Raw genomic sequence first — 24535 nt, 5'->3', positions numbered from 1 at the left:
ATGAGGCCCGATCCATCATACGCGCACCCCGTCGAGGCCGCGCGCCATCCGGCGTTCCAGCGATCTCACGCCCCAGGAAATGATCAGCGCAAGGACGAAATAGATGATGAGAATTGTGGTGAACGGCACCAGCGTGTTGCCGGTCTGCGAGCGCACCACCTGCGCCTGGAAGGTCAGATCGGCCAGCGAGATCAGCGAAACGACGGCGGTGGCCTTGAGCAATTCGATGGCGTTGTTGCCGAAGGTCGGCAGCATGACCAGCAGCGCCTGCGGCAGGATGACATGGCGCATGCCTTGCCAGCGGCCGAGATTGAGCGCGGTGCAGGCCTCGTACTGTTCGCGGCCGATCGACTGGATGGCGCCGCGCACCACCTCCGCCGCGTAGGCGCCGACATTGAGGCCGAGCGCCAGCACGCCCGCCTGCAGCGGCGTCAGTGAAATGCCGATGAAGGGCAGCACGAAATAGGCCCAGAACAACTGCACGAAGATCGAGGTGCCGCGGAAGAATTCGATATAGGCGGTGGCCAGCGCCCGAATGGCGAAAAAACGCGACAGCCGCCCCAGCCCGGCGAGAAACGCCATGATCAGGGCAAGCACCGACCCCATCAGCGTCAGCTCGATGGTAACAAGCGCTCCCTGCAAAATCAGGCCGAAATAGCCGGACCATTGGGTCATTGGGTCGAGAGTTTCCGCGTTGAACGTCTAGCGAGACTTTGGTTTCAGCGTCCTTCTCCCGTTCACGGGGGAGAAGATGCCGGCAGGCAGATGAGGGGCAGCGCGAAACAATTAAAGTATGGCGCTACCCGTCATCCGACCCTTCGGGCCACCTTCTCTCCGTCAACGGGGAGAAGGTAAAACGCGCCTACTTTGCCGAACAGAGCTTGTCGCGGCTTGTCGACATCGCTGCCGCTGCCGAGAAGCCGTAAGGCTCGATAATCTTGGCGAATTCACCGGACTCCTTCAGCTTGGCCAACTCGACGTCATAGGCGTCGCGCAGCGCTTCGTCGCCCTTCTTGAAGGCTGCGCCGTCGCAATAGACCGGCGCGCCGACCACCGGAGCGACAACTTCGAGGTTCGGATCGTTGGCCTTCTTGACCAGATCATTGATCGACAGCACTGGCAGCGAATAGGCGTCGATGCGGCCGTCCTGCAGCATCTTCAGGCCGCTCTGGCCGTCCGGCACGACGATGACGCGGTCACGTGGCACACCAGCGGTGAGCGCCAGCTTTTCCTCGGTGCCGCCGCCCGGCGCCCCGATCGTCGCGGTGGCATCCTTGGCGACATCCTCGTAGCTCTTGAAGCCCTTGGGGTTGCCCTTCTTCACCAGCATCGCCTCGGCGTCGCACAGCACCGGCTCCGAATAGACAACGGCCGCGCAACGCTCCGGCTTCATAAACAGGCCGGCGGTAACGACGTCGAAACGGCCGGCCTGCAGGCCGGGAATCATGGCGCCATATTCCGAGATCGAGGCGACGATGTCGTTGACGCCGAGGCGCTTAAAGATTTCACGCGCCACATCGGGCGCCGCGCCCGAAACCTTGCCGTCGGCCGCAACCGCCGTGTAGGGCGGCTCATTGGCAATGGCGACGCGGGCGAAGCCCTGTGCCTTGAGCTCTTCGAGCTTGCTGTCGTCGGCCGATCCCGCGGTCGAGGCGGCCAGAATTGCGGTTAGTGCAACACCGGCCACGCCGGCCAGAATGCCAAGTTTCTTCATTGTTCCCAACTCCTTGCTTCTCTTCTTGGTTTGGTCGTTCTAAAGGAGGCTTCGCCGCCCCTTGAGGACGGCTTCGCCGCCTTGGCATGGCGGTCAGACGCGATGTCCGGCCGCGATGATCTTCTTCAGGAAGCCTTGCGTGCGCTCCTGCTTGGGATTGCGGAAAATCTCGTCGGGCTTGCCTTCTTCGACGATTTTCCCGCGGTCGAAAAACAGCACCCGGTCGGCGAAATCATGGGCAAAACCCATTTCATGGGTGACGAGCAGCATGGTCATGTCTGTCTCGGAGCAGAGCCGCCACAACACGTTCAGCACCTCCTCGACCAGTTCCGGATCGAGCGCCGATGTCACCTCGTCGAATAGCATGATCCTGGGCTGCAGCGCCAAGGCGCGAGCGATGGCAACGCGCTGCTTCTGCCCACCGGAGAGCTGCGCCGGCATCGCTCTGGCCTTGTCGGCCATGCCGACCATGTCGAGCAGTTCCATCGCCCGTTTTTCGGCGGCGGCGCGCGACATGCCCTTGGTCAAGATCGGAGCCAGCGTGACGTTGTCGATGACACTCTTGTGCGGAAACAGGTTGAACAGCTGGAAGACCATGCCGATCTTCTGGCGCATTCTTGCCAGATGCCGTTCGTCGGCGGGCAGCAACTGGCCGTTGCGCTCCATGTGGTAGAGCTGCTCGCCGTCGATCTGGATGTGGCCGCTGTCGATCCTCTCCAGCGTCATCAGGATGCGCAGGATCGTCGTCTTGCCTGAGCCGGATGGGCCGATCAGCGCCAGCTTCTCGCGCGGCATGACCTGCATCGACAGGCCGTCCAACACCTTGAAGGTGCCGAAGCTTTTCGAAATGCCGTCGATCTTGATGATGGGCGCGGACAATGAATTCCCCGTGCTGGAGAAGCTTGGTGCCTTCAACGATGCGGAACGTGCCAAATCATGTCAATCAGGAAAATAAACTCATGACAATGTTTCTGGCTCCGCACAATTCCGCGGCGATCTTCGCCTAGATCGCCAGCAGGAGATGCTCCGGATCGCCGAGCAGAAGTTTGGTGACAACGCTCAGGCCGGCGCGCAGTTCCTCCTCGGTAGTCGAGCCCAGCGAGATGCGCACTGCCGGCTGCCAGGGCCCCTGCGAAATACGGAAGGATGTGCCTGGCGCGATCGCCACGCCCTGCAAACGGGCCTGCGAGACGAAACTCTCCTCGGCGCGGTCGCCGGGCAGCTGCAGCCACAGATGCAATCCGTCGCGATGGACACGATAGTCGACCCCGGCAAGCACCTGAGCGGCAATCTCCTGCCGCCGCCGCAGTGCCGAACGTTGCCAGCGGACAAGCTCCATCGCCGTGCCGTCGGTCACCCATTTTGTCGCGATCTCCGCCACCAGCGGCGTCGCCATCCAGTTGGAGACGAGATGCCGGTTGGCGACGGCGGCGACATAGCGGTCGGGCGCCGCGAGATAGCCGATGCGCAGGCCTGGCACGACGATCTTGGTGAAGGAGGTGACGTAGAGCGTGCGCTCGGGCGCGAAGGCGGCGACCGGCGGCGGACGACCCTCGACCAGCGGGCCGAGCACGTCGTTCTCGATGATGGCGATGTCGTGCCGGCGCGCCACCGCGGCGATCTGCTCGCGCCGCGCGGCGCCAATAAGCGTTGCGGTCGGATTGATCACCGAGGGCTGCACGAATACGGCGCGGATGTCGGAAAGCTGGCACGCCTCGTCGAGCGCCTCCGGGATCAGGCCATTATCGTCGATCGGCAGGCCCTCGAGGTTGAAGCCGAGATAGCGCGCCAGCGGGATCAGAGTGTGGTGGCCGATCGCCTCGGTGGCGACGGTCGAACCGGGCGGCGCCACGCTCATCAGTGCCACCGTCATGCCGACCGTGGCGCCGTTGGTCAGGCTGACATTCTGCGCGGACACATCGAGACCGCACAGCCGCAGCCATTCGACCGCCACCGCGCGGTGGCGCGGGAACACCATGTTCGGCCGGAACGACAGCGCCGAGCTCGACGGCAGGTTCTCGGCAAGCCAGCCAAGCGCCTGTTTCAGCCGCTCCAGATGCATCGGCTCGCAAACCGGCTTCAGGATGGAGAGGTCGATGACCTCGCCAAGACGCTCCGGCAGGTACGGCGGCTCGGGCTCGCGGCGCAGCGTCTGCACGAAGCTGCCGCGGCCGATCTCGCCGGAGACCAGGCCCCGGCGGATCAGTTCCTCATAGGCGCGACTGACTGTCTGCACCGAAAGCTTCAATTCGTCGGCCAGCCGGCGATGCGTTGGCAGCCGCGCGCCGTTGGCTAGCCGTCCATCATGAATGGCGCGCGCGAACTGGTCGGCGAGCGACTGATAGGCCGGCCGCCGGATGAGCGCGGGATCTGGACGCCACAATGTCATGACATATTAGAGATCGAAATCAGTGCAATTGACAATCGAAATAATGCGCCGTCATGGTGTCGGGGACGAAAAAGTGGACGCTCATGGCCGCACCGAAACTCGATCAGATCGACCTCAAAATCCTTGACGCGGTCCAGCGCGACGGGCGCATCACAAAGCTGGCGCTCGCCGACAAGGTTGGCCTGTCGCCGACGCCGTGCTGGATGCGGCTGCGCAAGCTGGAAAAGGCCGGCATCGTCGCCGGCTATCACGCCAAGGTTGCGATGCGCGCCGTCGCGCCGGTCGCAACCGTACTGATGGAGGTGACGCTGGCCAACCACCGCCAGGCCGATTTCGACCGCTTCGAGCGCGTCATCCGCGACGTCCCCGAAATCGTCGCCTGCTGGTCGGTGGGCGGCGGCGTCGACTATCTGCTGAAAGTGATGGCGCGCGACATCGACGCCTACCAGCGGCTGGTCGACGTCCTGCTCGAACGCGAGATCGGCATCGACCGCTATTTTACCTATATCGTCACCAAGACAGTGAAGGAGGAAGTCGCCTTGCCGGTGGCGGATCTGTTGCCGGCGTCCTGACCCTAGAGAGATCGTCCGCCCGAGCGATGCAATAGAGACAATCTTTCTACGCGCGGGCGCCGAAACAGCCTCTCTGTCTGGGTCGCGCGAATAATCTTCCTGTATCACTTCGAACGGGAGACATCGAAATGTCCGCGCATTTTGCCCGCCCACAGCGCCATGAAGCGCTTGACCGCCTCGCCGACCGCCGGCTGCTGCGCGAACTCGCCTATGTCGACGGCCACTGGACTGCGAGTGAAGCCGCCGAGAGTTTTGAGGTGACCGATCCTGCCACCGGCGCCACCGTCGCCTTTGTTGCCGCGCTCGATAGCAGGCAGACGAGCAAGGCGATCGACGCGGCCTCCCGCGCCTTTCCCTCCTGGCGCGCGGCTCTCCCACAGGAACGCGCGAGAATTCTGCGAAAATGGTTCGACCTGATCATCGCTGCCAAGGATGATCTGGCGCTGTTGATGACGCTCGAACAGGGCAAGCCGCTTAGGGAAGCGCTTGGCGAGATCGACTACGCCGCCTCCTTCGTCGAGTGGTATGCCGAGGAGGCAAAACGGCTCAACGCCGAAAGCGTCAGCAGCCACTTGCCAAACGCCGAGATGATGGTGCGGCGCGAACCGCTCGGCGTCGTCGGCGTTGTCACCCCGTGGAATTTTCCCGCGGCCATGCTGACCCGCAAGGCGGCGGCCGCCCTTGCCGCCGGCTGCACCATCGTCGCGCACCCTTCGTCGGAAACGCCGCTGTCGGCACTGGCGCTGGCCGAGCTCGGCGAACGCGCCGGCCTGCCGGCAGGCGTCTTCAACGTTCTCACCGGCAAGGCTTCGACCATCGTTGGGCGGATGTGCGAAGACGCTCGCGTCCGGGCCATGAGCTTCACCGGCTCGACCGAGATCGGCAGGCTGATCGCCGCGCAAAGTGCGCCGACGATGAAGCGGCTGGTGATGGAGCTTGGCGGCCACGCGCCGCTGATCGTCTTCGCCGACGCCGATCTCGACAAGGCTGTGACCATAGCCGTCGATGCCAAATTCGCCACTTCCGGCCAGGATTGCCTCGCCGCCAACCGCATCTATGTCCAGCGCCCGATCTACGATCGTTTCTGCGCCGCCTTCGCCAGGCGCATCGAGATGCTGCGGACCGGCAATGGCCTGGCTGATGACACTGACATCGGGCCCTTGATGCATGAGCGCGCGGTCAAGAAGGTCGAGGAGCAGGTCGCCGATGCGCTCGCCCATGGCGCACGCTGCCTCACCGGCGGCAAACGCGATTCTGCAGGACCGCTGTTCTACCGCCCGACCCTGCTCGCCGATGTCAGCGACGACGCGCTGATCATGCGCGAGGAAACGTTTGGTCCGGTCGCCGCCGCCACGCCCTTCGACGGTGAAGACGAGGTCATCGCTCGCGCCAACGCCACCGAATACGGGCTTGTCGCCTACGTGGTCACCGAGAACGGCGGCCGCCAATTGCGCATGGGCCGCGCGCTCGACTATGGCATGGTCGCCATCAACCGCGTGAAGATCACCGGGGCGCCGATCCCCTTCGGCGGCGTCAAACAGTCCGGCATCGGCCGCGAGGGCTCGCGCCACGGGCTCGAAGCCTTTACCGATCTCAAATATCTCTGCCTTGACGTCGCGTAAGCCGCGCCCGACACTTTTCCTCAGGAGTAAAAAAGATGCTCGACCAGTCCAACGAACTCGCCGCCTGGGACCGCGACCACTTCTTCCATCCCTCGACCCATATGGGTACCCACGCGCGCGGCGAGAGCCCGACCCGCGTGATCGCCGGCGGCGAAGGCGTCACCATCTGGGACAATAATGGCCGCAAGAGCATCGATGCCTTCGCCGGGCTCTATTGCGTCAATGTCGGCTATGGCCGGCAGAAGATCGCCGATGCCATCGCCGCGCAGGCCAAGAACCTGGCCTATTACCACGCCTATGTCGGCCACGGCACCGAGGCCTCGATCACGCTTTCCAAGATGATCATCGACCGCGCCCCGCAAGGCATGTCGAGGGTCTATTTCGGCCTCTCCGGCTCCGACGCCAACGAAACCAATATCAAGCTGATCTGGTACTACAACAACGTGCTCGGCCGGCCGGAGAAGAAGAAGATCATCTCGCGCTGGCGCGGCTATCACGGCTCCGGCGTCATGACGGGGTCGCTGACCGGGCTCGACCTGTTCCACAACGCTTTCGACCTGCCGCGCGCGCCGATCCTCCACACCGAGGCGCCCTACTACTTCCGCCGCGCCGACCGCTCGATAAGCGAGGAGCAGTTTTCCCAATACTGCGCCGACAAGCTGGAGGAAATGATACTGGCTGAGGGCCCGGACACGGTCGCCGCCTTCATCGGCGAGCCGATCCTCGGCACCGGCGGCATAGTGCCGCCGCCCGCTCTTTATTGGGAAAAAATCCAGGCAGTGTTGAAGAAGTACGACGTACTGCTCGTCGCCGACGAAGTGGTCACCGGCTTCGGCCGGCTGGGCACGATGTTCGGCTCCGACCATTACGGTATCAAGCCCGACCTGATCACCATCGCCAAGGGCCTGACTTCGGCCTATGCGCCGCTGTCGGGCGTCATCGTCTCGGACAAGGTCTGGCAGGTGCTGGTGCAGGGTTCCGACAAGCTCGGCTCGCTCGGTCATGGCTGGACCTATTCGGCGCATCCGATCTGCGTCGCCGCCGGCGTCGCCAACCTGGAACTGATCGACGAGATGGACCTGGTGACCAACGCCGGCGAGACCGGCGCCTATTTCCGCGCCGAACTAGCGAAAGCCGTCGGCGGCCACAAAAATGTCGGCGAGGTGCGCGGCGACGGCATGCTGGCGGCAATCGAATTCGTCGCCGACCGGGACGACCGCGTGTTCTTCGATGCCTCGCAAAAGATCGGGCCGCAGGTCGCGACAGCCCTTGGCGAGCGCGGCGTCATCGGCCGCGCCATGCCGCAGGGGGACATTCTGGGCTTCGCGCCGCCGCTCTGCCTGACGCGCGAAGAGGCCGACATCGTAGTGTCAAAAACGGCTGATGCGGTGAAAAGCGTGTTTGCCAACGTCTGAAGGCTGATATGAGCGCGATGACCAAGACCCTCCCCGCCACCATGGCCGCCGTGCAGCTGGTCGGCCACGGCGGGCCGGAAAAGCTCGTCTACCGCACCGACGTGAAAGTGCCTTCGCCCGCGCCTGACGAAGTGCTGGTCAAGGTGACCGCTTGCGGCATGAACAACACCGATGTCTGGGTGCGCCAGGGTGCCTATGGCACGGAAGAAGATGCTGCCGCCGTGTCGACCTGGCGGCGGCAAGGCAACACACTGACCTTCCCGCGCATCCAGGGCACCGACACCGTCGGGCACATCGTCGCGGTCGGCGACGGTGTTTCTTCGGCCCGCATCGGCGAGCGGGTGATGGTCGATTTCTCGATCTACAACCGCGACGACGATTCCCTCGCCGACATCGACTATATGGGCCACGGCCGCGACGGCGGCTATGCCGAATACCAGGCCGTGCCGGCCGAGAACGCCCATGTCGTCGCCACCGAGCTGGCCGATGTCGAACTCGCCACCTTCTGCTGCGCTTATCTCACCGGCGAACAGATGCTGGAACGCGCCGCACTAAGGGCTGGCGAGCGCGTGCTGGTCACCGGCGCGTCGGGCGGCGTCGGCTCCGGCGTCGTGCAATTGGCGCGGGCGCGCGGCGCCATCCCCTTTGCCGTCGTCGGCAAGGGCAAGGAACAGGCCGTGCTCGACATCGGCGCCGAGGCGGTGATCACCCGCGGCGTGGCTGACCTGCCCGCCGCCGTGAACGCGGCGACCGGAGGCCAGCCGATCGACGTGGTTGCCGACCTGGTCGGCGGCGCCATCTTCAACGACCTTTTGCGCATTCTTCGGCCCGAAGGCCGCTACACAACGGCCGGCGCGATTGCCGGCCCGGTCGTGCAACTCGACCTGCGCACCATGTATCTCAAGCAGTTGCAGCTGCACGGTTCCAGCCAGGGCACGCGTGCGGACTTTCGCCGTATCGTCCGCTACATCGAAGAGAAGAAGATCCGGCCGCTGGTCGGCGGTGTCTACAAGCTCTCCAATTTCCACCGCGCCCAGGCGGATTTCATCGCCAAGGACTTTGTCGGCAAGCTGGTGGTCGTTCCGGATGCCGTTTCGGCCGCCAATGATAGAGCAACCCGGTGTGTTGAGATTCAGGTCAGGCCGCGCCGAGAATGATGGTTTCCGAGAACCGGAGCGGAGCGTACTAAAGTACGTGAGCACCGGAAGCGCAGGGAACCGCCGTTCGCAGGCCGGCATCACCTGAATATCGACACACCTTAGCTCGGGCTGTTCGCCGACACTGTGAGGTCGAGCGCGACATGGCCTTGCGGCGCGCCGAAGCGAAGGAAGGCTTCCGACAGCGTCGCGAACACCGGCCCAGCGTCGCCTCTCAGCTTGGTGCAGAAGTTCTTCGACTTGTCGAAGACGCCCGAAGTCTTGAGGAAGTCGATGCAGCCGTAGATCTCGTCCATGTGATGGCCTTCGCCGAGCGGATAGAGCGAGAACTGCGCGGTGACCTCTTGTTCGAGCTTTTTCGCACCGTCGACATGCGCCCGCGCCGCGCCGATGCGCTCGGCCAGGGAGAGTTCGTGGCTGCTGCCGGAAATCGGTGTGCAGATTGGATCGTCGGGCTCGCCGGGGCAGCCGCGCGACACCGTCGCCGACAAGACGCAATGCACACCACTTGCCGCCGCCGAGGCGAACAGATCGCGTATGGCCGGAAAAAGCTGTTCCGGCGGGCCGACGATCAGCGTCGAGATGTCGTCGGTCTCAATGCGGAAATTCGGCCGATAGAAATCCATCGCCGAAATTGCTTTGAGGATGACGCCGACGAAATCGTCGCACATCGGATACAGGGAAATCTGTGCACCTGAAAACATAGTCGCCTCGCTCCGCTGGCATTACCCAGATCAGCTTGAGGGACCGAAGGCTTGCACCTTCCATCTCAGCCCCGGCAATACGGAGCGCCCCTGTCGATATGGGCGACGTAGCAGCTGCGCGAACGATGTTCAAGTACGGTCCAGGGCAATCGCTTCAGACCAATTGCCGAGCGTGGCGCCGCCAGCGAAGCTGCCGACTTTCGCCAATCACCGACCCCCATTCAGCCTCTGCCTTCGGACGACCTGATCAGTTCAGTGACCCGACCTGCTTGACCGCGCCTTCGAGCGATCTTTCAAACGCATCGACCACCTGATCGACCTGGGGTTCGGTGATGATCAGCGGCGGGCAGAAGGCCAGCGCGTCGCCCATGTTGCGCGAGATGACGCCGTTCTGCTGCATGAAACCGTTGACGAGCCTGCCCAGCGCGCCGGCCGTCTCCCACGGCGTCTTGTCCGCCTTGTCGCCGACCAGTTCGACCGCCGCGATCAGGCCGACGCCGCGCACTTCGTCGACAAGCGGGTGCGAAGCGAACTTGCGCAGCCGATTCTGCATATGCGCGCCGACCGTGCGCGCATTGCCGACGAGATCGCGCTCCTCGATCAGCTTCAGGTTCTCCAACGCGACCGCGGCCGCAACGGGATGGCCGCCGCCGGTGAAGCCGTGGCCGAAGGTGCCGATGCGATTGCTTTCGTCGGCAATCGGCTCGAAGACTTTTTCGTTGATCAGCAGGGCCGAGATCGGCAGGTAGGATGAAGAGATCTGTTTCGACAGCACCATGATGTCGGGCCTGATGCCGAAGGTCTGCGAGCCGAACATTTCGCCGGTTCGGCCAAAGCCGCAGATGACTTCGTCGGCAACGAGCAGGATGTCGTATTTCGACAGCACCGCCTGGATCTTGTCCCAGTAGCCGGCCGGCGGAACGATGACGCCGCCGGCGCCCATAATCGGTTCGCCGAAGAAGGCGGCGATGGTTTCCGGGCCCTCGGCCAGGATCAGCTTTTCCAAGTCGTCGGCAAGCCGGCTCGAAAACTGCTCTTCGCTCTCGCCTGGCAGCGCCTCGCGCCAGTGGTGCGGCGTCGACGTGTGCAGCACATTGGCGATCGGCAGGTCGAAGGAAATGTGGTTGTTGGGCAGTCCGGTCAGGCTTGCCGCGGCAATGGTGACGCCGTGATAGCCTCGATTGCGGCTGATGATCTTCTTGCGTGCCGGCTGGCCGAGCGCATTGGACCGGTACCAGATCATCTTCATGGCCGTATCGTTGGCCTCGGAGCCGGAATTGGTGAAATACGCCTTGCTCATCGACACTGGCGCCATCTGCACAAGCTTCTCGGCGAGATCGATCAGCGGCGAATGCGATTTGGAACCGAAGTCGTGATAGTAAGGCAGCTTGGACATCTGGCGCACCGCCGCGTCGACCAGCCGCTTCTCGGAGAAGCCGACCGCGACGCTCCAAAGCCCGGCCATTGCTTCGATATAGCGGTTGCCGGCGAGATCCTCGACATAGATGCCGTCGCCTTTCTCGATGACGAGCGGCCCTGCTTCCTCATGCTTGCGGGCATTGGTGTAGCCGTGCATGTGGTAGCTGATGTCGCGAGCCTCGGGAGAATTCGGTCGAGCGTCCATGATGGTTCCTGTCCTGCATGCCGGGACGTGCGTCCTTGCCGCCGTTCGGCGCGCATCGGCAGGTCCCTCTGGCATTAATGCTGTTTGCTGCATCTGTTTCTTGTAAGGGTGTCAAGCCCTTTCGAAAGCGCTGGCGGATGGACGGAAGACATGCAGAATTTCAACTTCGAGGCCGCAAAACGCGAGAACCTGCGACAAGCCGGCTGTGCGCATCGCCGAGCCGTCATTCCTAAACGGCTCACCAGGCACAACATCGAGGCTGAGGTGGCCTGATCGTGGACCATGTCGACTGCATCGTTGCAGGCGCCGGGGTCGTCGGCCTCGCGATCGCGCGCGAGATGGCGCAGCGCGGCATGGACACCCTGATCCTCGAAGCCGAGAACGCCATCGGCACCGGGATTAGCTCGCGCAATTCCGAGGTTATCCATGCCGGCATCCACTATCCGGCCGGATCGCTGAAGGCCCGGCTCTGCGTGGCAGGCCGGGAAAGGCTCTACCGTTATTGCCAGGAGCGGGCGGTGCCGCATGCGCGCTGCGGCAAGCTCATCGTCGCCACGAATGCCGGACAGGAGCCGGTGCTCGCTTCCATCCTGGCCAACGCCTCTGCTTGCGGCGCGGGCAACCTGACGCCCTTAACCGCCGCCGAGGCGCGCAGGCTGGAGCCGAAGCTGCGATGCACGGCGGCCCTTTTGTCTCCCGCGACCGGCATCATCGGCAGCCACGCCCTGATGCTGGCGCTGCTGGGCGACGCCGAGGAGCACGGGGCGACACTCAGTCTCAACACCCGCATCGTCGCCGGCCGCATCGAGAGTGGGCGCATCGTGCTCGACACGGTCGACAGCACCAGCGGCGAGCGCTTTGAAATCGCCACCGCGCGCTTCATCAACGCCGCCGGGCTTGGCGCCACGGCACTTGCCGGCTCGCTTGTCGGGCTCGACCGGCAATTCGTGCCAGAACTACGCTACGCCAAGGGCAATTATTTTTCAGTCGCCGGCCGGGCGCCGTTCGCGCGACTGGTCTATCCCATACCCGAACCCGGCGGGCTCGGCGTGCATCTGACGCTCGACCTCGACGGCGTCGCCCGCTTCGGGCCTGACGTCGAATGGACGGATCAACTCGACTATCGCGTCGATCCAGCGCGTGGCGAGCGCTTTTACGACGAGGTCCGCAAATACTGGCCGGAGCTCGCCGATGGCAGCCTGAAGCCGGCCTATAGCGGCATCCGGCCGAAGCTCTCCGGTCCCGGCGAAGTCAATGCCGACTTCGTCATCCAGGACGCGGCGGTGCACGGCGTGGAGAGCCTCGTCAATTTGTTCGGCATCGAGAGCCCCGGCCTGACCTCAAGCCTGGCGATCGCCGACCATGTCGCGCAGCGCCTCGCGCCAAAGGCAAGCTAATCGAGGCGACCTGCGCGAGCGTGCCCGCTGCCAAAAGCATAATCCAAAACGCTCGTAAGCCATCTGTAAGCCGGGGTCGCAGAACCTGGGTCCCTCGATTACCGGGACCATCGATATGAAGAACCGTTTCGAAGCCATACCAAACCCAAGCTGCCGGTTCGAGATCTGGGACAATGAGACCGGCGAGCCCGTCGTCCATCGCGATCGGTTGCTCACCTTCCCCTCGGCGAAGTCAGCGGCAAGGATCGCCGACTTCCTCAACCACAGCCGCAGCCACCGGTGCCGCGCCGGTGCCGCCGAATGGCGCGTTGCGGACCGCGATGTCGACTGGGAAGAATGACCGCCAAGCTGCTCAACCTCGCGATCGGCTTATGGCGGAGCTTGGCCGGATACCCGTCCAACGAAATTTGACGGAGGATCGAACGCTTGGTACCGAGCGTCGGAGGAGTCCTCGCCATGACCGATGAACCAAGCCGTGAGCCAGCCCGCGATCCCCAGGATTTGGAGCGCCTGCTGATCTCTCGGCAGTGGGTGGGAGACATCAACGGCATGGCCGCGCTTTTTGAACCCAACGCCGTCGTCGACAGCGGTGAGGGGCGACTGACGCTGGGCCGCGAAGCGATCCGGGCACTCTTCGCGGACATCACCGCAACGGGCCGAAAATTTGCTGCCGGAAATCAAGCCCCGGCTGTTGTCAGCGGAGATTTGGCGCTCACGTCAACCCGTCTTCCTGACGGCACCGTAACCGCCGAGGTCGCCCGCCGCCAAGACGACGGAACATGGCTATGGGTCATCGATCGATTCTCCGTTGCGTAGCGTCGGCCCGATGCATGAGTTTCGCTAGGGATCATGCGCAAACCAAATGCTACAGCGTCCTTCCGCGTCCGAACGAGCGCACGGAGCTGCGCAAGGAGTGAACCCAATGACTGGTCCGGACTGGCGACCTGAACATTCTGTGTCATGCACTCGACCACGCACGACGGGATAGGCTCGACCATAGCGATATCCGTGACGGACCGGGAACCATAATCCGGCACGATGGTTGTGTGGTCACCAGGTGATCCTCCTCAAGCAAAACGGAAACGGAAGGAACGATCATGCGCATGTTGACGACAATTGCCGCCCTTTCAGGATTGGCCTTGGCGCAGCCGATCCACGCGCAATCCACCGACCCGCAACTTCCCCAAATCGCCCCCCCTGCCCCGGAAGCCCTGCCCGATCCAACCCTGCCCGACCAGACGCCGCCTGACCAGGCGCTGCCCGACCAAGCCGTGCCGGATCAAGGTTTCACCGACCAGAACTTTACTGGCATTGCGATCGTCGCCCTCGAGGATTTGCCTCCGGAACTCAAGACACAAGCCGAAGCCGTGATCACTCAGACCAGCGTTGAAGATCTGCTGGCCCTGCAGAGTTCGATCGATGCGTCGCCGCAGGCAGCAACGGCGCTGGCGGCCAGCGGGCTTGATTCCTCTCAGGTTGTCGCTGCCAACATCGATGGCGATGGCACGCTGACGCTGATCATCCAGACAACGACCTGATCGGCGGACCGGAGCACGCGGCTTCGGCAGTAAACTCGGTACAGCGGAGCACCGTCATGGTCGAGGCCGCAGTTCGCAACTTCACCCTCAACTTCGGGCCGCAGCATCCCTCTGCTCACGGCGTCCTGCGGCTGGTGCTGGAACTGGACGGCGAGATCGTCGACCGCGCCGATCCCCATATCGGCCTGCTCCACCGCGGCACGGAAAAACTCATCGAGTACAAGAACTATCTGCAGGCCCTGCCCTATTTCGACCGGCTCGATTACGTGGCGCCGATGAACCAGGAGCATGCGTTCTGCCTCGCCGCCGAGAAGCTGCTCGAAATATCAGTTCCCAGGCGCGGACAGCTCATCCGTGTCCTCTTTTGCGAAATCGGCCGGCTCTTGTCGCATCTCCTCAACGTCACGACACAGGCGATGGATATCGGCGCGCTGACCCCGCCGCTCTGGGGTTTCGCCGAGCGCGAGAAGCTGATGGTTTTCTACGAGCGCGCCTCCGGCGCCCGCATGCATGCCAATTATTTCAGGGTCGGCGGCGTGCATCAGGACCTGCCTCCGAAGCTTCTGGACGACATCTGGGATTTCTGCGACCCGTTCCTCAAGGTCTGCGACAACCTCGACGAATTGCTCACCGGCAACCGCATCTTCAAGCAGCGCAATGTCGATGTCGGTGTGATCGGGCAGGACGACGCCTGGGCCTAGGGCTTCTCTGGTGTGATGGTGCGCGGATCGGGAGCGGCGTGGGATTTACGCAAGGCGCAGCCATATGAGTGCTACCCCGAGATGGATTTCGACATTCCCGTCGGCAAGAACGGGGACTGCTATGACCGCTATCTCGTCCGCATGGAGGAAATGCGCCAGTCGGTCCGGATCATGAAACAGTGCGTGGAAAAACTGCGGTCGCCGGAAGGCCGCGGACCGGTGGCAATTGCGAACCACAAGATCACGCCGCCGCCGCGGGCGACGATGAAACGCTCGATGGAAGCGACCATTCACCATTTCAAACTCTACACGGAGGGTATTCGTGTGCCCGCCGGCGAGGTCTACGCCGCGGTGGAGGCACCGAAGGGCGAGTTCGGCGTCTATCTGGTTTCGAACGGCAGCAATACTCCGTATCGATGCAAGATCCGGGCGCCGTCCTTTGCCCACCTGCAAGCGATGGATTTTCTGTCGCGGGGACACATGATCGCCGATGTCGCCGCGATCATCGGGTCGCTCGATATCGTGTTCGGCGAGATCGACCGCTGACCACCCACAGGGTGTTTCAGATTTCGAGCAAGGCGTAAGGACGGCCGGTTGGCTTCGCCACGTGCATGGCGACGTTATATACCGGGGCACCGCCGGGCGTGCGACCTTCATAGACGCCGCGATGCGCGTGGCCATGCACCACGGCGCTGACCTTGAACCGATCGATCGTCTCCGCCAGGCGCGACGAGCCCAGGAACGGAAAAATCTCCAATGGCTCGCCAGCGACTGTCTCGACGACCGGAGCGTAGTGCAGGACGACGAGCGTACGATTGGTGCGAACCTGCCGCATTGCGTTTTCGAGCCGCATCGACTCGCTGACGCTTTCAGCGACCATCGCTTTGATCGCCGGCTCGCCGAACGAGCCGAGCATGCGTGATCCAAAACCGCCAATGAAACCCTTCACGCCGACAAAGCCGACCTCCTTGATTTCTGTCGTCTGACCGTCAAGAAGATGGACGCCTGCCTGCCGAAGGATGTGGGCGACGTCCTCGACCGCACCGGATTCATAGTCATGGTTTCCGAGCACGGCGACGACCGGGATTGCGCAGGCGCGCAAATCCTCCGCAAGGATTTCGGCCTCTCGGGGCTTGCCGAGATTGGTAAGGTCGCCAGTGAGGACGAGGACGTCCGCTTCGCGCGAGACCTCGCCGAAGAGATCACGACAAGAGGTTTCGGCGTCTTCCCTCACGTGCAGGTCGCCGACAGCCGCAATCCTCACGGTGTCGCCGTTCCCAACCCTTGCCTTGGCGGTTATGCCGTTCTCAGCCATCACGAAATTCTCCTGTTCCACCGACGCCGGCAAAGCCCCACTCCTTGACGTCGATCTCGTAGTCGGTCGGCGAAAGCAGGCGTCCGCGGCAGATCTTCATTCGGGGAGTAGGCAGTTCCCTCTGCTTGGCGAGACGGTCAAGCAATTCGTCGAGCAGCCAGCCCGGTACATGATCGCGCTCGCTCGGATAGATCCATCGGAAATTCAGAAGCTGCATCAACAGCACCTCCCAATGAACCTCCAGATAGGAAAGCAGCCGGTGCCAATCGATCTGATCCTGCGCCTTGAGGATTGTATGAGCGACGTCGGCGCCGTCGTGGCGGCCTCTGTCCTGGATGAAGCACTTGGACCAGATAAGCTCGGTCGGACCGACGATCCGCACCTTACTGCCCAGCAGCTCGATTTGCCGTGCATGCTCCAGCCATTGGTCGCCGACCGGCATGGTGCCGTTAGCCGATGCGAATATGACGTCAAAAAAATGCGTGCTTTTGAAGACCTTTCCAAGCCATCGATCGTCCACGATCTCGACCGCATAACCGGCCTGCTTGAAATGGGCGAGAATGCGCGCGTAGTCGCCTGCCTTGCAGAAGATATCGAGGTCCTTCGTCTGGCGCGTAACGCCCGTGTAGGCGCTCACCGCATAGGTGCCAGCGATAAGAAAGGGAATATCCGTCGCGGCAAGCTCGCGGATCGCCTCGGTGTAGAATACCTCGGCCTCGACGTGCTGAAGCGTCGGAGCGGCTTTTGGATCGATCGTGGGAACGGATGCCGGGATGGCGCCTCCCGTTGGAGAATCGTTGGTCATGAAATCGTGGCTCCGAGGCACCCGCAACCTGCAACTGTCCGTCTTTAAACAAAGCCGCCGCCCCATGGTTCCGTTGCCGACAAGGCGGAGCCTTTTTCGCCGCTAGTGAGTTGAAGGTGTGGACAAACCAGCTGCAAGGAGGTGACCATGGAGGACGGGCGCAAAGCGGTACGCGTCAGGCTGAGTGGAAGGGTGCAAGGCGTCTCTTTTCGCGTGTGGACACGGATCGAAGCCGAGAAGCTCGGTCTGTCCGGATGGGTTCGCAACGAGGATGACGGATCCGTAACGGCACTGATCGTCGGAGCCGAGGGCGCGGTTTCGACGATGATGAGCCGGTTGTGGGAAGGGCCGACCGGGGCGTCGGTCTCCAGCGTGAAATCCCAAGAGGTCGATCCCGGCCAGCAGCCGAACGGATTCAGGATTGTCGGCTAGCAAGCGGGTACCGGGTTTGGAAATGCTTTAGCAAAAGCCAGGCCTCAGCAACTCTTGCCTTCCGCCGCCGGGAACAATCGGCAGCCAGCGCCGTTTGAACCGATCAGCCAAGACAAAGTCACTGGAGCAGATGGCTTTCCGCTCAGTTCGGCGAGAAAGCTTCTCGGGTCAGCTTCGGACTACCGACGGACAGTTCAATGTATGCTCTTGCACTAGCCACTGACTACGACGGAACGCTCGCGGAAAACGGGATCGTTTCCGATGAAACCCGTGCCGCGCTCGGGCGGCTGAAGGAAACCGGCCGCAAGTTGATAATGGTCACCGGTCGCGAGCTTGCCGACCTCGAAAGCGTTTTCCCGGAGCTTGGCATTTTCGACAAGGTCGTCGCCGAAAATGGCGCGCTCGTCTACACGCCGGCTTCGAAGGAGGAGCGTATCCTGGCGCCTGCGCCTCCGGCGGAATTCGTCGACAGGCTGATGATGCGCAAGATCGCGCCCCTGTCGATGGGACGTTCCGTCGTCGCCACCAGGGAGCCCAACGAGACCATCGTGCTGGAAGTGATCAAGGACCTTGGCCTGGAGCTGGAGATCATCTTCAACAAGGGTGCCGTCATGGTGCTGCCGAGCGGGGTCAACAAGGCGACCGGTCTTGCGGCTGCCCTCGAGGATCTGGGATTGTCCGCCCACAACGTCGTCGGCATCGGCGATGCGGAGAACGACCATGCCTTTCTGCGCGCCGTCGGCTTCGGAGTTGCAGTCGCCAATGCACTGCCGAAGGTAAGGGAGACGGCAGGCCACGTGACGAATGGTGCCCGCGGCGCGGGCGTGAGGGAGTTGATCGAGGGCCTCATCTCGCATGACGCCGCCTTGCTGGACACGGCGCGGCAACGCATTGAGATTGGCGCGGACGACGGATCGGGCGCGGTGATGCACCTTTCACCGCGCGGCGGCGGCGTGCTGCTGGCCGGCACGTCGGGGATCGGAAAATCCACCCTCGCCACCGCCCTGACCGAACGCTTCGTCGAGCAAGGCTTCCAGTTTTGCGTGCTCGACCCGGAGGGCGACTACGAGGAACTGGAGGACGTGCTGGTGGTTGGCGACGCCAAAAGCCCGCCGAGCTCGCGCGAAATCTTCGACCTCTTGTCCAAGCCGTCCAACAATGTCGCCGTCAACATGCTCGGGATCAAGACCGCGGAGCGGCCAAACGCCTTCGCCAAGCTGCTGCCGGAGCTTGCCGCGCTTCGCGCCCGCACCGGACGCCCGCACTGGCTGATCATCGACGAGGCACACCACCTGTTGCCGCATGCGCGGGATGGCACATCCTTTGCGCTTCCAAAAAGCCTTTCGGCGACCATTCTGGTCACCGTTCATCCCGATCTGGTTTCGCGGGACGTGCTGGCAGGTGTCGACACGGTGCTGGCTCTTGGCCCGGAAGCCGACAAGGTCGTCGAAAGCTTCTGTGCCGCAATTGGCGAGGACGTGCCGCAGGGCGTCGTGCCGCCGCCGGAAAACAAGGTCTTGTATTGGAACCGGTCGACAGGCGGTCCCGCAAGACCGATCTCCATCGAGCGTCCCCGGCAGGAACGCAAGCGCCATATCCGCAAGTATGCCGAGGGCGATCTTGGCGACAATAGTTTCTATTTCCGCGGCGCGGACGGCAAGCTCAACCTGAAAGCGCAAAATCTCATGATGTTCCTCCATATCGCCGAGGGGATCGACGACCGCACCTGGGAGCATCACTTGCGCGCGGGCGACTATTCGGCCTGGTTCCGCGACCAGGTCAAAGACCAGGGACTTGCGCAGGAAGCGGCTGTCATCGAGGATGACGATAGTCTCGATCCGCATAGAAGCCGCACCGCCATCGCGGAAGCGGTCCACCGCCGCTACACGGCGCCCGCCGACTGAAATCAGCCCATGGCTGTGGTATCGAGGCTCATTGTATCGACCTTCGCCGATGGCGGATCGCCGCCGAACGGCATATCCGCACATCAACGACCACTGATGTGAGGCGTGGAAATCGCTTCGCCGCCTCCATCACCCGACATGCCGGCCCCTAGCGTGAATGCCGGCAGCGTGAATGCCCGTAGCGTCAATGCATGAATGTTCCTCGCAGCCAGGCGAAGAAACCGAACTTCTCGGACATTGCCGCACGGACGCGAGAGGCAGCCCATCGCGCTCGTATCGTGGCGCCGACATGGCAGTGGCAGACAATTTCGTGCAACTGCCAGTCAGTCAGTTCGAAGAAGCGCCTGGCTTCACCGTACGTGTCGTCTCTCAAGCCTTGCGCACGAAAGATCGGGTCCTCGAAGGCAACCGTGAGAGGCGAGTCGTTGTAACGCATTTTTTCGCGTATCTCAGGGGACTTATATTCGGTGCCCGTCAGCGCTTCGAGACGCCGATCGGGATTTTTCTCCAGCAGTTTCGCCCAACGTTCGAGACGCTGGCTTCGGGTCGCTACGAGGTCTGTTGCTTCAGCGTGAACGTCGGCAACGGTATGCAGTTGGTCAAGTGTCTGGTGCTTCACGGCCGCCTCCTATTCAGTAGGTGAGTTCGTCCCACCCTGAAATGGAAATTATGGCGCTCCACGACGCCGACAAGGCCCTTATGCGCGGACCATTCGATCACTTTTCTGACGGCGCCGTCCTGTCATGAGCGCTCGATGCCTGCGGGGTCATCGGAGGCTCCCATCGGAACCATAGGCAAGAGTGGTCGTTTTGCGTGCATCGGCCTCTAGAGCGAAACCGTCGAAACGGGTGGCGTCAAAATCCGGCCGACGTCAGCGACCCGTCAAGGCAGAGTGCAGCGAGCGGAAGGAAATCACACCATGGCCATTCTTCCCACTCCGGAACCAACGCCCACTCCGGCGCCCACGCCACCGCCGTTTCCTGAACCGAAGCCTGTGCGTGAGCCGGATCCGGACAGACTTCCCGACGAAGCTCCCGTCCCCAATCCGGATGAAAATGATGCGCCGCTGAAAATCGGTCCTAAAGCGTTCGATTCCGACATTTGACGGAGCGGATTGACGTGAAGCGATCGGGGAGACGCTCGTTCCAGATCGCTCAGTGCCGTATGTCGGGGCATTGCGCGGCCGAGTGGCCAGCGCGCGGTGCCGTCGCCGGCAGGCATCAGATCGAGCGCTGCGGCGAAGCGAACTCGGAGGCCTGCCGTAGATGCTGGCGGAGCAGCGCCTCGGCCCATTCGATCTCGCCCGCTTCGACGGCATCGAGAATGGCCAGATGTTCCCGGCAGGACTGCTCGATGCGTTCCGCCGGCAGTTCCTCGAAACCCGCGGATTCCTGCAAGCGGCGCAGATTGTTCTGCTGGCGCACCGCATCGGCCAGGAACCGGTTGCCGGAGCAGGCCGCGAGCCCTTCGTGAAAGGATGCATTGATCCGGAACCATTCGTCGCCGCCGATCAGTGTCTTGCCTGTCGACACGATCGCCAGGATGCGCTCGTGAGCGCGCCGGACCGGCGCCAGCTGCTGAGGAGCCGCATTGAATATGGGCGACCGCAGCGCCGCGCATTCGACGGCCATCCGGAATTCATAGCTTTCCCGGTAGGCGTCCTCGCCTACAAGTGTGTCGGCGAAACGCCAGCCATGCCCCGGCAGACGCTGCACCAGCCCTTCGGCGGCAAAGCGGAGCAAGAGCTTGCGCACGACGCCGCGCGACACCTGATAGCGCGGCATCAATTCCGCCTCGGACACCTCCTGGGGCAGTTGGCCGAGCGCGCGCTCCCGCATCATCCTGCGGTAAAGCTCCTCAAGCGGAGAGCTGGGCAGGATATCCTCCGGGTCAAGGTCGGCGACATCGCGCGCCAATTGCAGCCCCCTCGTCTCGAAGGGACTTAAGATGCCCTGGGCGACCAGCAGTTCCAGCGCCGCGCTGACGGGGGAACGCGAAACGCCGAACGTGCGGGCAAGGTCCGGCACCGAGACGCGGGTTCCGACCGTCCAGCCCGAATCCCTGATCCGCTCCAGGATCCGCCGCGCCAGATCGATCTGCAGCGGACTGGCCGCCTCGCTGCGTGCCGGCCGGTCGATCATCGTTTCGTTCATATCCACTTCCTCAAGCGTTCGCATTATAGATATGCGCCACGCAGTTCGAACTGGCAATCTAGCGAATTTTCCTGCTTTTCATTCAATCAAAATGCATTAGTATCCGGACTCACACCAGTTTGAGGCGTCCACTTGATGACAACAGTCGCACCATTTCCGCTTGTCGAGATCGATGGAGCGCCGAGAGCGCGCGGCATGGCCTATGGCGAACAGGCGCGCGGGCGCATCGGCGCTTCGGTAGCCCTCTATGCCGCGCAGCTCGACCGTTTCGGCTTCAGGCGGGACGATGTCGGGCGGTTCTCCGGCATCTTCCTGCCCCGCTTGCGGCAATGGGCGCCCGATCTCGTCGAGGAAATGGAAGGAATTGCGTCAGGCGCGAATGTCGACCTGCCCTCGATCGTCCTGGTCAATGCGCGTACCGAAATCCTGCAGCTCGCCCGGCGCGAGAAAGGCATTTCCGACGACGAGCCCGACGGCTGCACGGGCGCGGCGATCCTGCCGGAGGCAACCCGGAACGGGAGGCTCATCCATGGCCAGAACTGGGACTGGAAGGCCGAATGCGCCGAGACCTCGGTGGTGTTGCGCATCCGGCGAACGGACGGGCCGGACCTCCTCACCTTCACCGAAGCCGGCGGACTGGCGCGCAGCGGCTTCAACTCGGTCGGCATCGGCATCACCGCGAACTATCTCGAATCGGACCGCGACTATCGCGGGATCGGAATTCCGCTTCCCTTCATCCGGCGCCGGGCTCTCGAGGCGCAGCATTTCGCCCATGCCATCAAGGTGGTGGCGACGACGCCGAAATCCGGCTCCAACAACATGATCCTGAGCACCGCCGAAGGGTTCACGGTCGATTTCGAATGCGCCCCGGACGAGAACTTTGCCATCTATCCTGACAAAGAGATGATCGTCCACGCCAATCACTGGCAGAGCCCGGTGGCGTTGTCTAAGCTGCGCGAAACCGGGCTTCGCGACGTTCCGGACAGTCTCTATCGCGACTACCGCGTGCGCCGGCATCTGTCGGCGCGGCATGGAGACATCACCATCGACGACCTGAAGGAAGCCCTGTTCGACGGCTTCGCTTCGCCGTTCAGCGTGTGCCGCCCGCAGATCAGGAAGGAAGGCGGCAATCTCTCGGCGACGGTGGCGATGATCGTCTTCGAACCAGCCGCCGGCGTCATGGAGATCGCGCCGTTGCCGGCCAGGAACCGCGAATTCACCCGCTACGAACTCACCATCGAAGACGAGATCCTTGAGCGCGCGGAGAAGGCAGTGCCGGCGCGGGAGAGATCTTCGATATCACAGGAGAAACGATGGTCCGCTTTGTCCTGACCCGGATCGCCAGCGCCGTACCGACCCTCATCCTGGTATCGGTTGCGGTGTTTGTGATGATGCGCTTTGTCCCCGGCGATCCCGCGACGCTGATGCTGGGCGACCTCGCGCAGCCCGGACAGGTCGATGCGATGCGGCATCAGATGGGGCTCGACCAGCCCGTGGTGGTGCAATATCTGATCTGGGCCGGCAGCGTCCTTTCAGGCGATTTCGGACGCTCGATCGGCAGCGGGCAAGAGGTGCTGCCGCTGATCCTCGACCGTTTCGCCGTCTCCTCGACCATCGTCTTTCTCGCCGTGTTTGTCGCCTCGGCGATCGCCGTGCCTGCCGGCATGCTGGCCGCCTGGAAGCAGGACAGTCTCCGCGACGTCACTGTCGTCGCCACCTCGACCATCCTGCTCTCGATCCCCAGTTTCTGGCTGGGGCTGATGCTGATGCTGATCTTCGGCCTCTATCTCGGCTGGCTGCCGGTCGTCGGCTATGTGCCCTTCAGCCGCGACTTCGCGCAAGCCGCTCTGTATGTGATCCTGCCCGTGGTCACCCTGGTGCTCGTCGAGTCCGGCCCGATTGCGCGCATGGCCAGGGCCAGCACGATCGAGGTGGCGCGCCTGGAATACATCACCCATGCGCGGGCAAAGGGGCTTTCGGAAAGCGCGGTGATGTGGCGCCACGCTTTCAAGAATGCCTTCGCGCCCACCTTGACCCTGATCGGCTTGGTGCTTGGCAGCCTGCTTTCCAGCATCGTCGTCATCGAGACCGTCTTCACCATTCCCGGCCTCGGCCGGCTGCTGGTCGACGCGATCTATGCCCGCGACTATCCCGTGATTCAGGGATCGATGCTGTTCGTCGCCTTCATCTATGTCGCGGTCAATCTTCTCGTCGACCTGATCTACCCGCTGCTCGATCCGAGAGTTACCGCATGATCGCCCGTGCGCTCGGCCGGTCCGGTCTGAAATTCAACGCGATTTTCGGGATCGCAGTCACCGGGGCATTGATCCTTCTGGCCGTGTTCGGTCCGTGGATCGCGCCCTACGATCCGCTCAAGCTCGATTTGCCGTCGCGCCTCAGCGGGCCCTCGCCTGTGCACCTGCTCGGCGCCGACGAATTCGGCCGCGACGTGCTCAGCCGCCTCGCCAGCGGCGCGCGGACCAGCGCCTGGATCGCTTTTGCGACGGTCGCCTTCGCATTGATCACCGGCACCCTCTTCGGCGTTCTCGCAGGTTTCCTGCGGGGCTGGGTCGATCGCGCCATCATGATGGTCAACGACGCCTTCCTCGCCTTCCCTGGCCTGCTTCTGGCGCTCGGCCTGATGGCGGTGATCGGCGCCAGCCGCGAGGGCATCATCGTTGCGCTCGGCCTTGCCTACATGCCGATCGTGGTGCGCGTGGTGCGGGCCTCCGTGATGTCCATTCGCGAGCGGGAATATGTCGAGGCCTCGCGGGTGATGGGCAACAGCGAGATCATCACCATGGCGCGGCATGTGCTGCCCAATTGCGTTGCCCCGATCATCGTGCTCGCCACCACCATGTTCGGCTGGATTATCCTGTCGGAAAGCGCACTGAGCTTTCTGGGACTGGGCGTCCCGCCTCCGGCCCCCAGCTGGGGCAACATGCTGTCGACGGCGCGGCCCTATATCGGCCAGGCGCCGCATCTGATTATCCTGCCGGGTCTCTGCATCTCGATCACGCTGCTCGGCATCAACATGCTGGGCGACGCGGTGCGCGACTGGCTCGACCCGAAGATGTAGGTGCTGGAAACATG

At 63.1% G+C, this 24535-nt stretch carries 24 protein-coding genes, 1 pseudogene and 1 riboswitch; of the genes and pseudogenes, 15 read left to right on the top strand and 10 right to left on the bottom strand.

Translation table 11 applies throughout. From position 1 onward, the window contains the following. Positions 1-15: 15 nt before the first annotated feature. The 4 genes from ehuC to EN807_RS13905 form a co-directional block, all read right to left on the bottom strand. Complete coding sequence (gene ehuC / locus EN807_RS13920; RefSeq protein ID WP_135935320.1) at positions 16-675, bottom strand: ectoine/hydroxyectoine ABC transporter permease subunit EhuC; 660 nt, start codon at positions 673-675, stop codon at positions 16-18. A gap of 187 nt (positions 676-862) precedes the next feature. Further along, positions 863-1714: an ectoine/hydroxyectoine ABC transporter substrate-binding protein EhuB gene (gene ehuB, locus EN807_RS13915; RefSeq protein WP_029350588.1), complete on the bottom strand. Its 852-nt coding sequence runs from the start codon at positions 1712-1714 to the stop codon at positions 863-865. 93 nt (positions 1715-1807) lie between these two features. Further along, positions 1808-2593 carry an ectoine/hydroxyectoine ABC transporter ATP-binding protein EhuA gene (gene ehuA, locus EN807_RS13910; RefSeq protein ID WP_127313785.1) on the bottom strand — a complete coding sequence of 262 codons (786 nt, stop codon included), beginning with the start codon at positions 2591-2593 and terminating at the stop codon, positions 1808-1810. Positions 2594-2717: 124 nt separating this feature from the next. Beyond that, entirely contained in the window at positions 2718-4103 is a 1386-nt protein-coding gene (locus EN807_RS13905) for a PLP-dependent aminotransferase family protein (protein ID WP_135935319.1), read from the bottom strand. Between the two features lie 83 nt (positions 4104-4186). On the opposite strand from EN807_RS13905, the gene EN807_RS13900 reads away from it, so the two are divergent. The 4 genes from EN807_RS13900 (at position 4187) to EN807_RS13885 (ending at position 8869) form a co-directional block, all read left to right on the top strand. Continuing rightward, positions 4187-4675 carry an Lrp/AsnC family transcriptional regulator gene (locus EN807_RS13900; protein ID WP_127313787.1) on the top strand — a complete coding sequence of 163 codons (489 nt, stop codon included), beginning with the start codon at positions 4187-4189 and terminating at the stop codon, positions 4673-4675. Positions 4676-4803: 128 nt separating this feature from the next. Further along, the gene (locus EN807_RS13895; RefSeq protein ID WP_135935318.1) at positions 4804-6297 is read left to right on the top strand and encodes an NAD-dependent succinate-semialdehyde dehydrogenase; all 1494 of its coding nucleotides are present in this window, start codon (positions 4804-4806) and stop codon (positions 6295-6297) included. A 35-nt stretch (positions 6298-6332) separates the two neighbouring features. Then, complete coding sequence (locus EN807_RS13890; protein ID WP_135935317.1) at positions 6333-7712, top strand: aspartate aminotransferase family protein; 1380 nt, start codon at positions 6333-6335, stop codon at positions 7710-7712. 8 nt (positions 7713-7720) lie between these two features. Further along, positions 7721-8869 (top strand): alcohol dehydrogenase family protein, encoded by a 1149-nt coding sequence (locus EN807_RS13885; protein WP_135935316.1) that lies wholly within the window; start codon positions 7721-7723, stop codon positions 8867-8869. Between the two features lie 101 nt (positions 8870-8970). On the opposite strand, the gene EN807_RS13880 is transcribed toward EN807_RS13885, so the two are convergent. Continuing rightward, positions 8971-9573 carry a YkoF family thiamine/hydroxymethylpyrimidine-binding protein gene (locus EN807_RS13880; RefSeq protein WP_135935315.1) on the bottom strand — a complete coding sequence of 201 codons (603 nt, stop codon included), beginning with the start codon at positions 9571-9573 and terminating at the stop codon, positions 8971-8973. Further along, positions 9564-9675: riboswitch (TPP riboswitch) on the bottom strand. It overlaps the preceding gene by 10 nt. A 145-nt stretch (positions 9676-9820) precedes the next feature. Further along, a complete protein-coding gene (locus EN807_RS13875) occupies positions 9821-11197 on the bottom strand; it encodes an aspartate aminotransferase family protein (protein WP_135935314.1) in 1377 nt (458 codons plus the stop codon). 275 nt (positions 11198-11472) lie between these two features. On the opposite strand from EN807_RS13875, the gene EN807_RS13870 reads away from it, so the two are divergent. The 5 genes and pseudogenes from EN807_RS13870 to EN807_RS13850 all read left to right on the top strand — a co-directional run bounded on the left by EN807_RS13870 (position 11473) and on the right by EN807_RS13850 (position 15379). After that, positions 11473-12594 (top strand): NAD(P)/FAD-dependent oxidoreductase, encoded by a 1122-nt coding sequence (locus EN807_RS13870; protein ID WP_135935313.1) that lies wholly within the window; start codon positions 11473-11475, stop codon positions 12592-12594. 115 nt (positions 12595-12709) lie between these two features. Then, on the top strand, positions 12710-12934 hold the full coding sequence (locus tag EN807_RS13865) for a hypothetical protein (protein ID WP_135935312.1): 225 nt from the start codon (positions 12710-12712) through the stop codon (positions 12932-12934). A 116-nt stretch (positions 12935-13050) separates the two neighbouring features. Further along, complete coding sequence (locus tag EN807_RS13860; protein ID WP_135935311.1) at positions 13051-13410, top strand: nuclear transport factor 2 family protein; 360 nt, start codon at positions 13051-13053, stop codon at positions 13408-13410. 281 nt (positions 13411-13691) lie between these two features. Continuing rightward, a complete protein-coding gene (locus EN807_RS13855; protein ID WP_127313795.1) occupies positions 13692-14132 on the top strand; it encodes a hypothetical protein in 441 nt (146 codons plus the stop codon). Between the two features lie 56 nt (positions 14133-14188). Beyond that, positions 14189-15379, top strand: a pseudogene (locus EN807_RS13850) (NADH-quinone oxidoreductase subunit D). A gap of 16 nt (positions 15380-15395) precedes the next feature. Here the strand turns inward: EN807_RS13850 and EN807_RS13845 are convergent. Beyond that, on the bottom strand, positions 15396-16148 hold the full coding sequence (locus EN807_RS13845; RefSeq protein WP_135935310.1) for a metallophosphoesterase: 753 nt from the start codon (positions 16146-16148) through the stop codon (positions 15396-15398). After that, on the bottom strand, positions 16141-16953 hold the full coding sequence (locus EN807_RS13840; protein WP_135935309.1) for a hypothetical protein: 813 nt from the start codon (positions 16951-16953) through the stop codon (positions 16141-16143). Before EN807_RS13840 ends, EN807_RS13845 begins: the two co-directional genes overlap by 8 nt. Positions 16954-17100: 147 nt before the next feature. Here EN807_RS13840 and EN807_RS13835 point away from each other — a divergent pair, with 147 nt between their 5' ends. After that, positions 17101-17385 (top strand): acylphosphatase, encoded by a 285-nt coding sequence (locus EN807_RS13835; protein WP_135935308.1) that lies wholly within the window; start codon positions 17101-17103, stop codon positions 17383-17385. A 197-nt stretch (positions 17386-17582) separates the two neighbouring features. After that, positions 17583-19289, top strand: a complete 1707-nt coding sequence (locus EN807_RS13830; RefSeq protein ID WP_135935307.1) for an HAD family hydrolase — start codon at positions 17583-17585, stop codon at positions 19287-19289. A gap of 184 nt (positions 19290-19473) precedes the next feature. Here the strand turns inward: EN807_RS13830 and EN807_RS13825 are convergent, their stop codons facing one another. After that, complete coding sequence (locus EN807_RS13825; RefSeq protein ID WP_127313801.1) at positions 19474-19908, bottom strand: hypothetical protein; 435 nt, start codon at positions 19906-19908, stop codon at positions 19474-19476. Positions 19909-20208: 300 nt separating this feature from the next. Here EN807_RS13825 and EN807_RS13820 point away from each other — a divergent pair, with 300 nt between their 5' ends. Continuing rightward, positions 20209-20394: a hypothetical protein gene (locus tag EN807_RS13820; RefSeq protein WP_135935306.1), complete on the top strand. Its 186-nt coding sequence runs from the start codon at positions 20209-20211 to the stop codon at positions 20392-20394. A gap of 115 nt (positions 20395-20509) precedes the next feature. Here the strand turns inward: EN807_RS13820 and EN807_RS13815 are convergent, their stop codons facing one another. Further along, complete coding sequence (locus tag EN807_RS13815) at positions 20510-21442, bottom strand: GntR family transcriptional regulator (protein ID WP_189522408.1); 933 nt, start codon at positions 21440-21442, stop codon at positions 20510-20512. A gap of 135 nt (positions 21443-21577) precedes the next feature. Here EN807_RS13815 and EN807_RS13810 point away from each other — a divergent pair, with 135 nt between their 5' ends. Genes EN807_RS13810 through EN807_RS13800 form a run of 3 tightly spaced genes read left to right on the top strand, consistent with a single transcriptional unit; the run spans position 21578 to position 24521 of the window. Next, positions 21578-22774, top strand: coding sequence for a C45 family peptidase (locus EN807_RS13810; protein ID WP_135935304.1), 1197 nt, complete (start codon positions 21578-21580; stop codon positions 22772-22774). Beyond that, positions 22756-23697, top strand: coding sequence for an ABC transporter permease (locus EN807_RS13805; RefSeq protein ID WP_135935303.1), 942 nt, complete (start codon positions 22756-22758; stop codon positions 23695-23697). Before EN807_RS13810 ends, EN807_RS13805 begins: the two co-directional genes overlap by 19 nt. Next, positions 23694-24521: an ABC transporter permease gene (locus tag EN807_RS13800; RefSeq protein WP_135935302.1), complete on the top strand. Its 828-nt coding sequence runs from the start codon at positions 23694-23696 to the stop codon at positions 24519-24521. The genes EN807_RS13805 and EN807_RS13800 overlap by 4 nt, the downstream gene beginning before the upstream one ends. The last annotated feature ends 14 nt before the right edge of the window (positions 24522-24535 follow it).

It is taken from the genome of Mesorhizobium sp. M5C.F.Ca.ET.164.01.1.1 (assembly GCF_004792125.1).
GTDB lineage: Bacteria > Pseudomonadota > Alphaproteobacteria > Rhizobiales > Rhizobiaceae > Mesorhizobium > Mesorhizobium wenxiniae.
Note: the sequence above shows the minus strand (reverse complement) of the source record. Positions and strands in the feature narration are given on the sequence as shown.

Excerpts from the sequence above, each read along its gene's own strand:
- ehuB (WP_029350588.1), bottom strand. The coding sequence starts at position 1,714 with ATGAAGAAACTTGGCATTCTGGCCGGCGTGGCCGGTGTTGCACTAACC.
- EN807_RS13845 (WP_135935310.1), bottom strand. The coding sequence starts at position 16,148 with ATGGCTGAGAACGGCATAACCGCCAAGGCAAGGGTTGGGAACGGCGAC.
- EN807_RS13835 (WP_135935308.1), top strand. The coding sequence starts at position 17,101 with ATGGAGGACGGGCGCAAAGCGGTACGCGTCAGGCTGAGTGGAAGGGTG.
- EN807_RS13805 (WP_135935303.1), top strand. The coding sequence starts at position 22,756 with ATGGTCCGCTTTGTCCTGACCCGGATCGCCAGCGCCGTACCGACCCTC.
- EN807_RS13855 (WP_127313795.1), top strand. The coding sequence starts at position 13,692 with ATGCGCATGTTGACGACAATTGCCGCCCTTTCAGGATTGGCCTTGGCG.
- EN807_RS13840 (WP_135935309.1), bottom strand. The coding sequence starts at position 16,953 with ATGACCAACGATTCTCCAACGGGAGGCGCCATCCCGGCATCCGTTCCC.
- EN807_RS13810 (WP_135935304.1), top strand. The coding sequence starts at position 21,578 with ATGACAACAGTCGCACCATTTCCGCTTGTCGAGATCGATGGAGCGCCG.
- EN807_RS13880 (WP_135935315.1), bottom strand. The coding sequence starts at position 9,573 with ATGTTTTCAGGTGCACAGATTTCCCTGTATCCGATGTGCGACGATTTC.
- EN807_RS13820 (WP_135935306.1), top strand. The coding sequence starts at position 20,209 with ATGGCCATTCTTCCCACTCCGGAACCAACGCCCACTCCGGCGCCCACG.
- EN807_RS13885 (WP_135935316.1), top strand. The coding sequence starts at position 7,721 with ATGAGCGCGATGACCAAGACCCTCCCCGCCACCATGGCCGCCGTGCAG.
- EN807_RS13900 (WP_127313787.1), top strand. The coding sequence starts at position 4,187 with ATGGCCGCACCGAAACTCGATCAGATCGACCTCAAAATCCTTGACGCG.
- EN807_RS13890 (WP_135935317.1), top strand. The coding sequence starts at position 6,333 with ATGCTCGACCAGTCCAACGAACTCGCCGCCTGGGACCGCGACCACTTC.
- EN807_RS13815 (WP_189522408.1), bottom strand. The coding sequence starts at position 21,442 with ATGAACGAAACGATGATCGACCGGCCGGCACGCAGCGAGGCGGCCAGT.
- EN807_RS13905 (WP_135935319.1), bottom strand. The coding sequence starts at position 4,103 with ATGACATTGTGGCGTCCAGATCCCGCGCTCATCCGGCGGCCGGCCTAT.
- EN807_RS13860 (WP_135935311.1), top strand. The coding sequence starts at position 13,051 with ATGACCGATGAACCAAGCCGTGAGCCAGCCCGCGATCCCCAGGATTTG.
- ehuC (WP_135935320.1), bottom strand. The coding sequence starts at position 675 with ATGACCCAATGGTCCGGCTATTTCGGCCTGATTTTGCAGGGAGCGCTT.
- EN807_RS13895 (WP_135935318.1), top strand. The coding sequence starts at position 4,804 with ATGTCCGCGCATTTTGCCCGCCCACAGCGCCATGAAGCGCTTGACCGC.
- EN807_RS13865 (WP_135935312.1), top strand. The coding sequence starts at position 12,710 with ATGAAGAACCGTTTCGAAGCCATACCAAACCCAAGCTGCCGGTTCGAG.
- EN807_RS13800 (WP_135935302.1), top strand. The coding sequence starts at position 23,694 with ATGATCGCCCGTGCGCTCGGCCGGTCCGGTCTGAAATTCAACGCGATT.
- EN807_RS13875 (WP_135935314.1), bottom strand. The coding sequence starts at position 11,197 with ATGGACGCTCGACCGAATTCTCCCGAGGCTCGCGACATCAGCTACCAC.
- EN807_RS13830 (WP_135935307.1), top strand. The coding sequence starts at position 17,583 with ATGTATGCTCTTGCACTAGCCACTGACTACGACGGAACGCTCGCGGAA.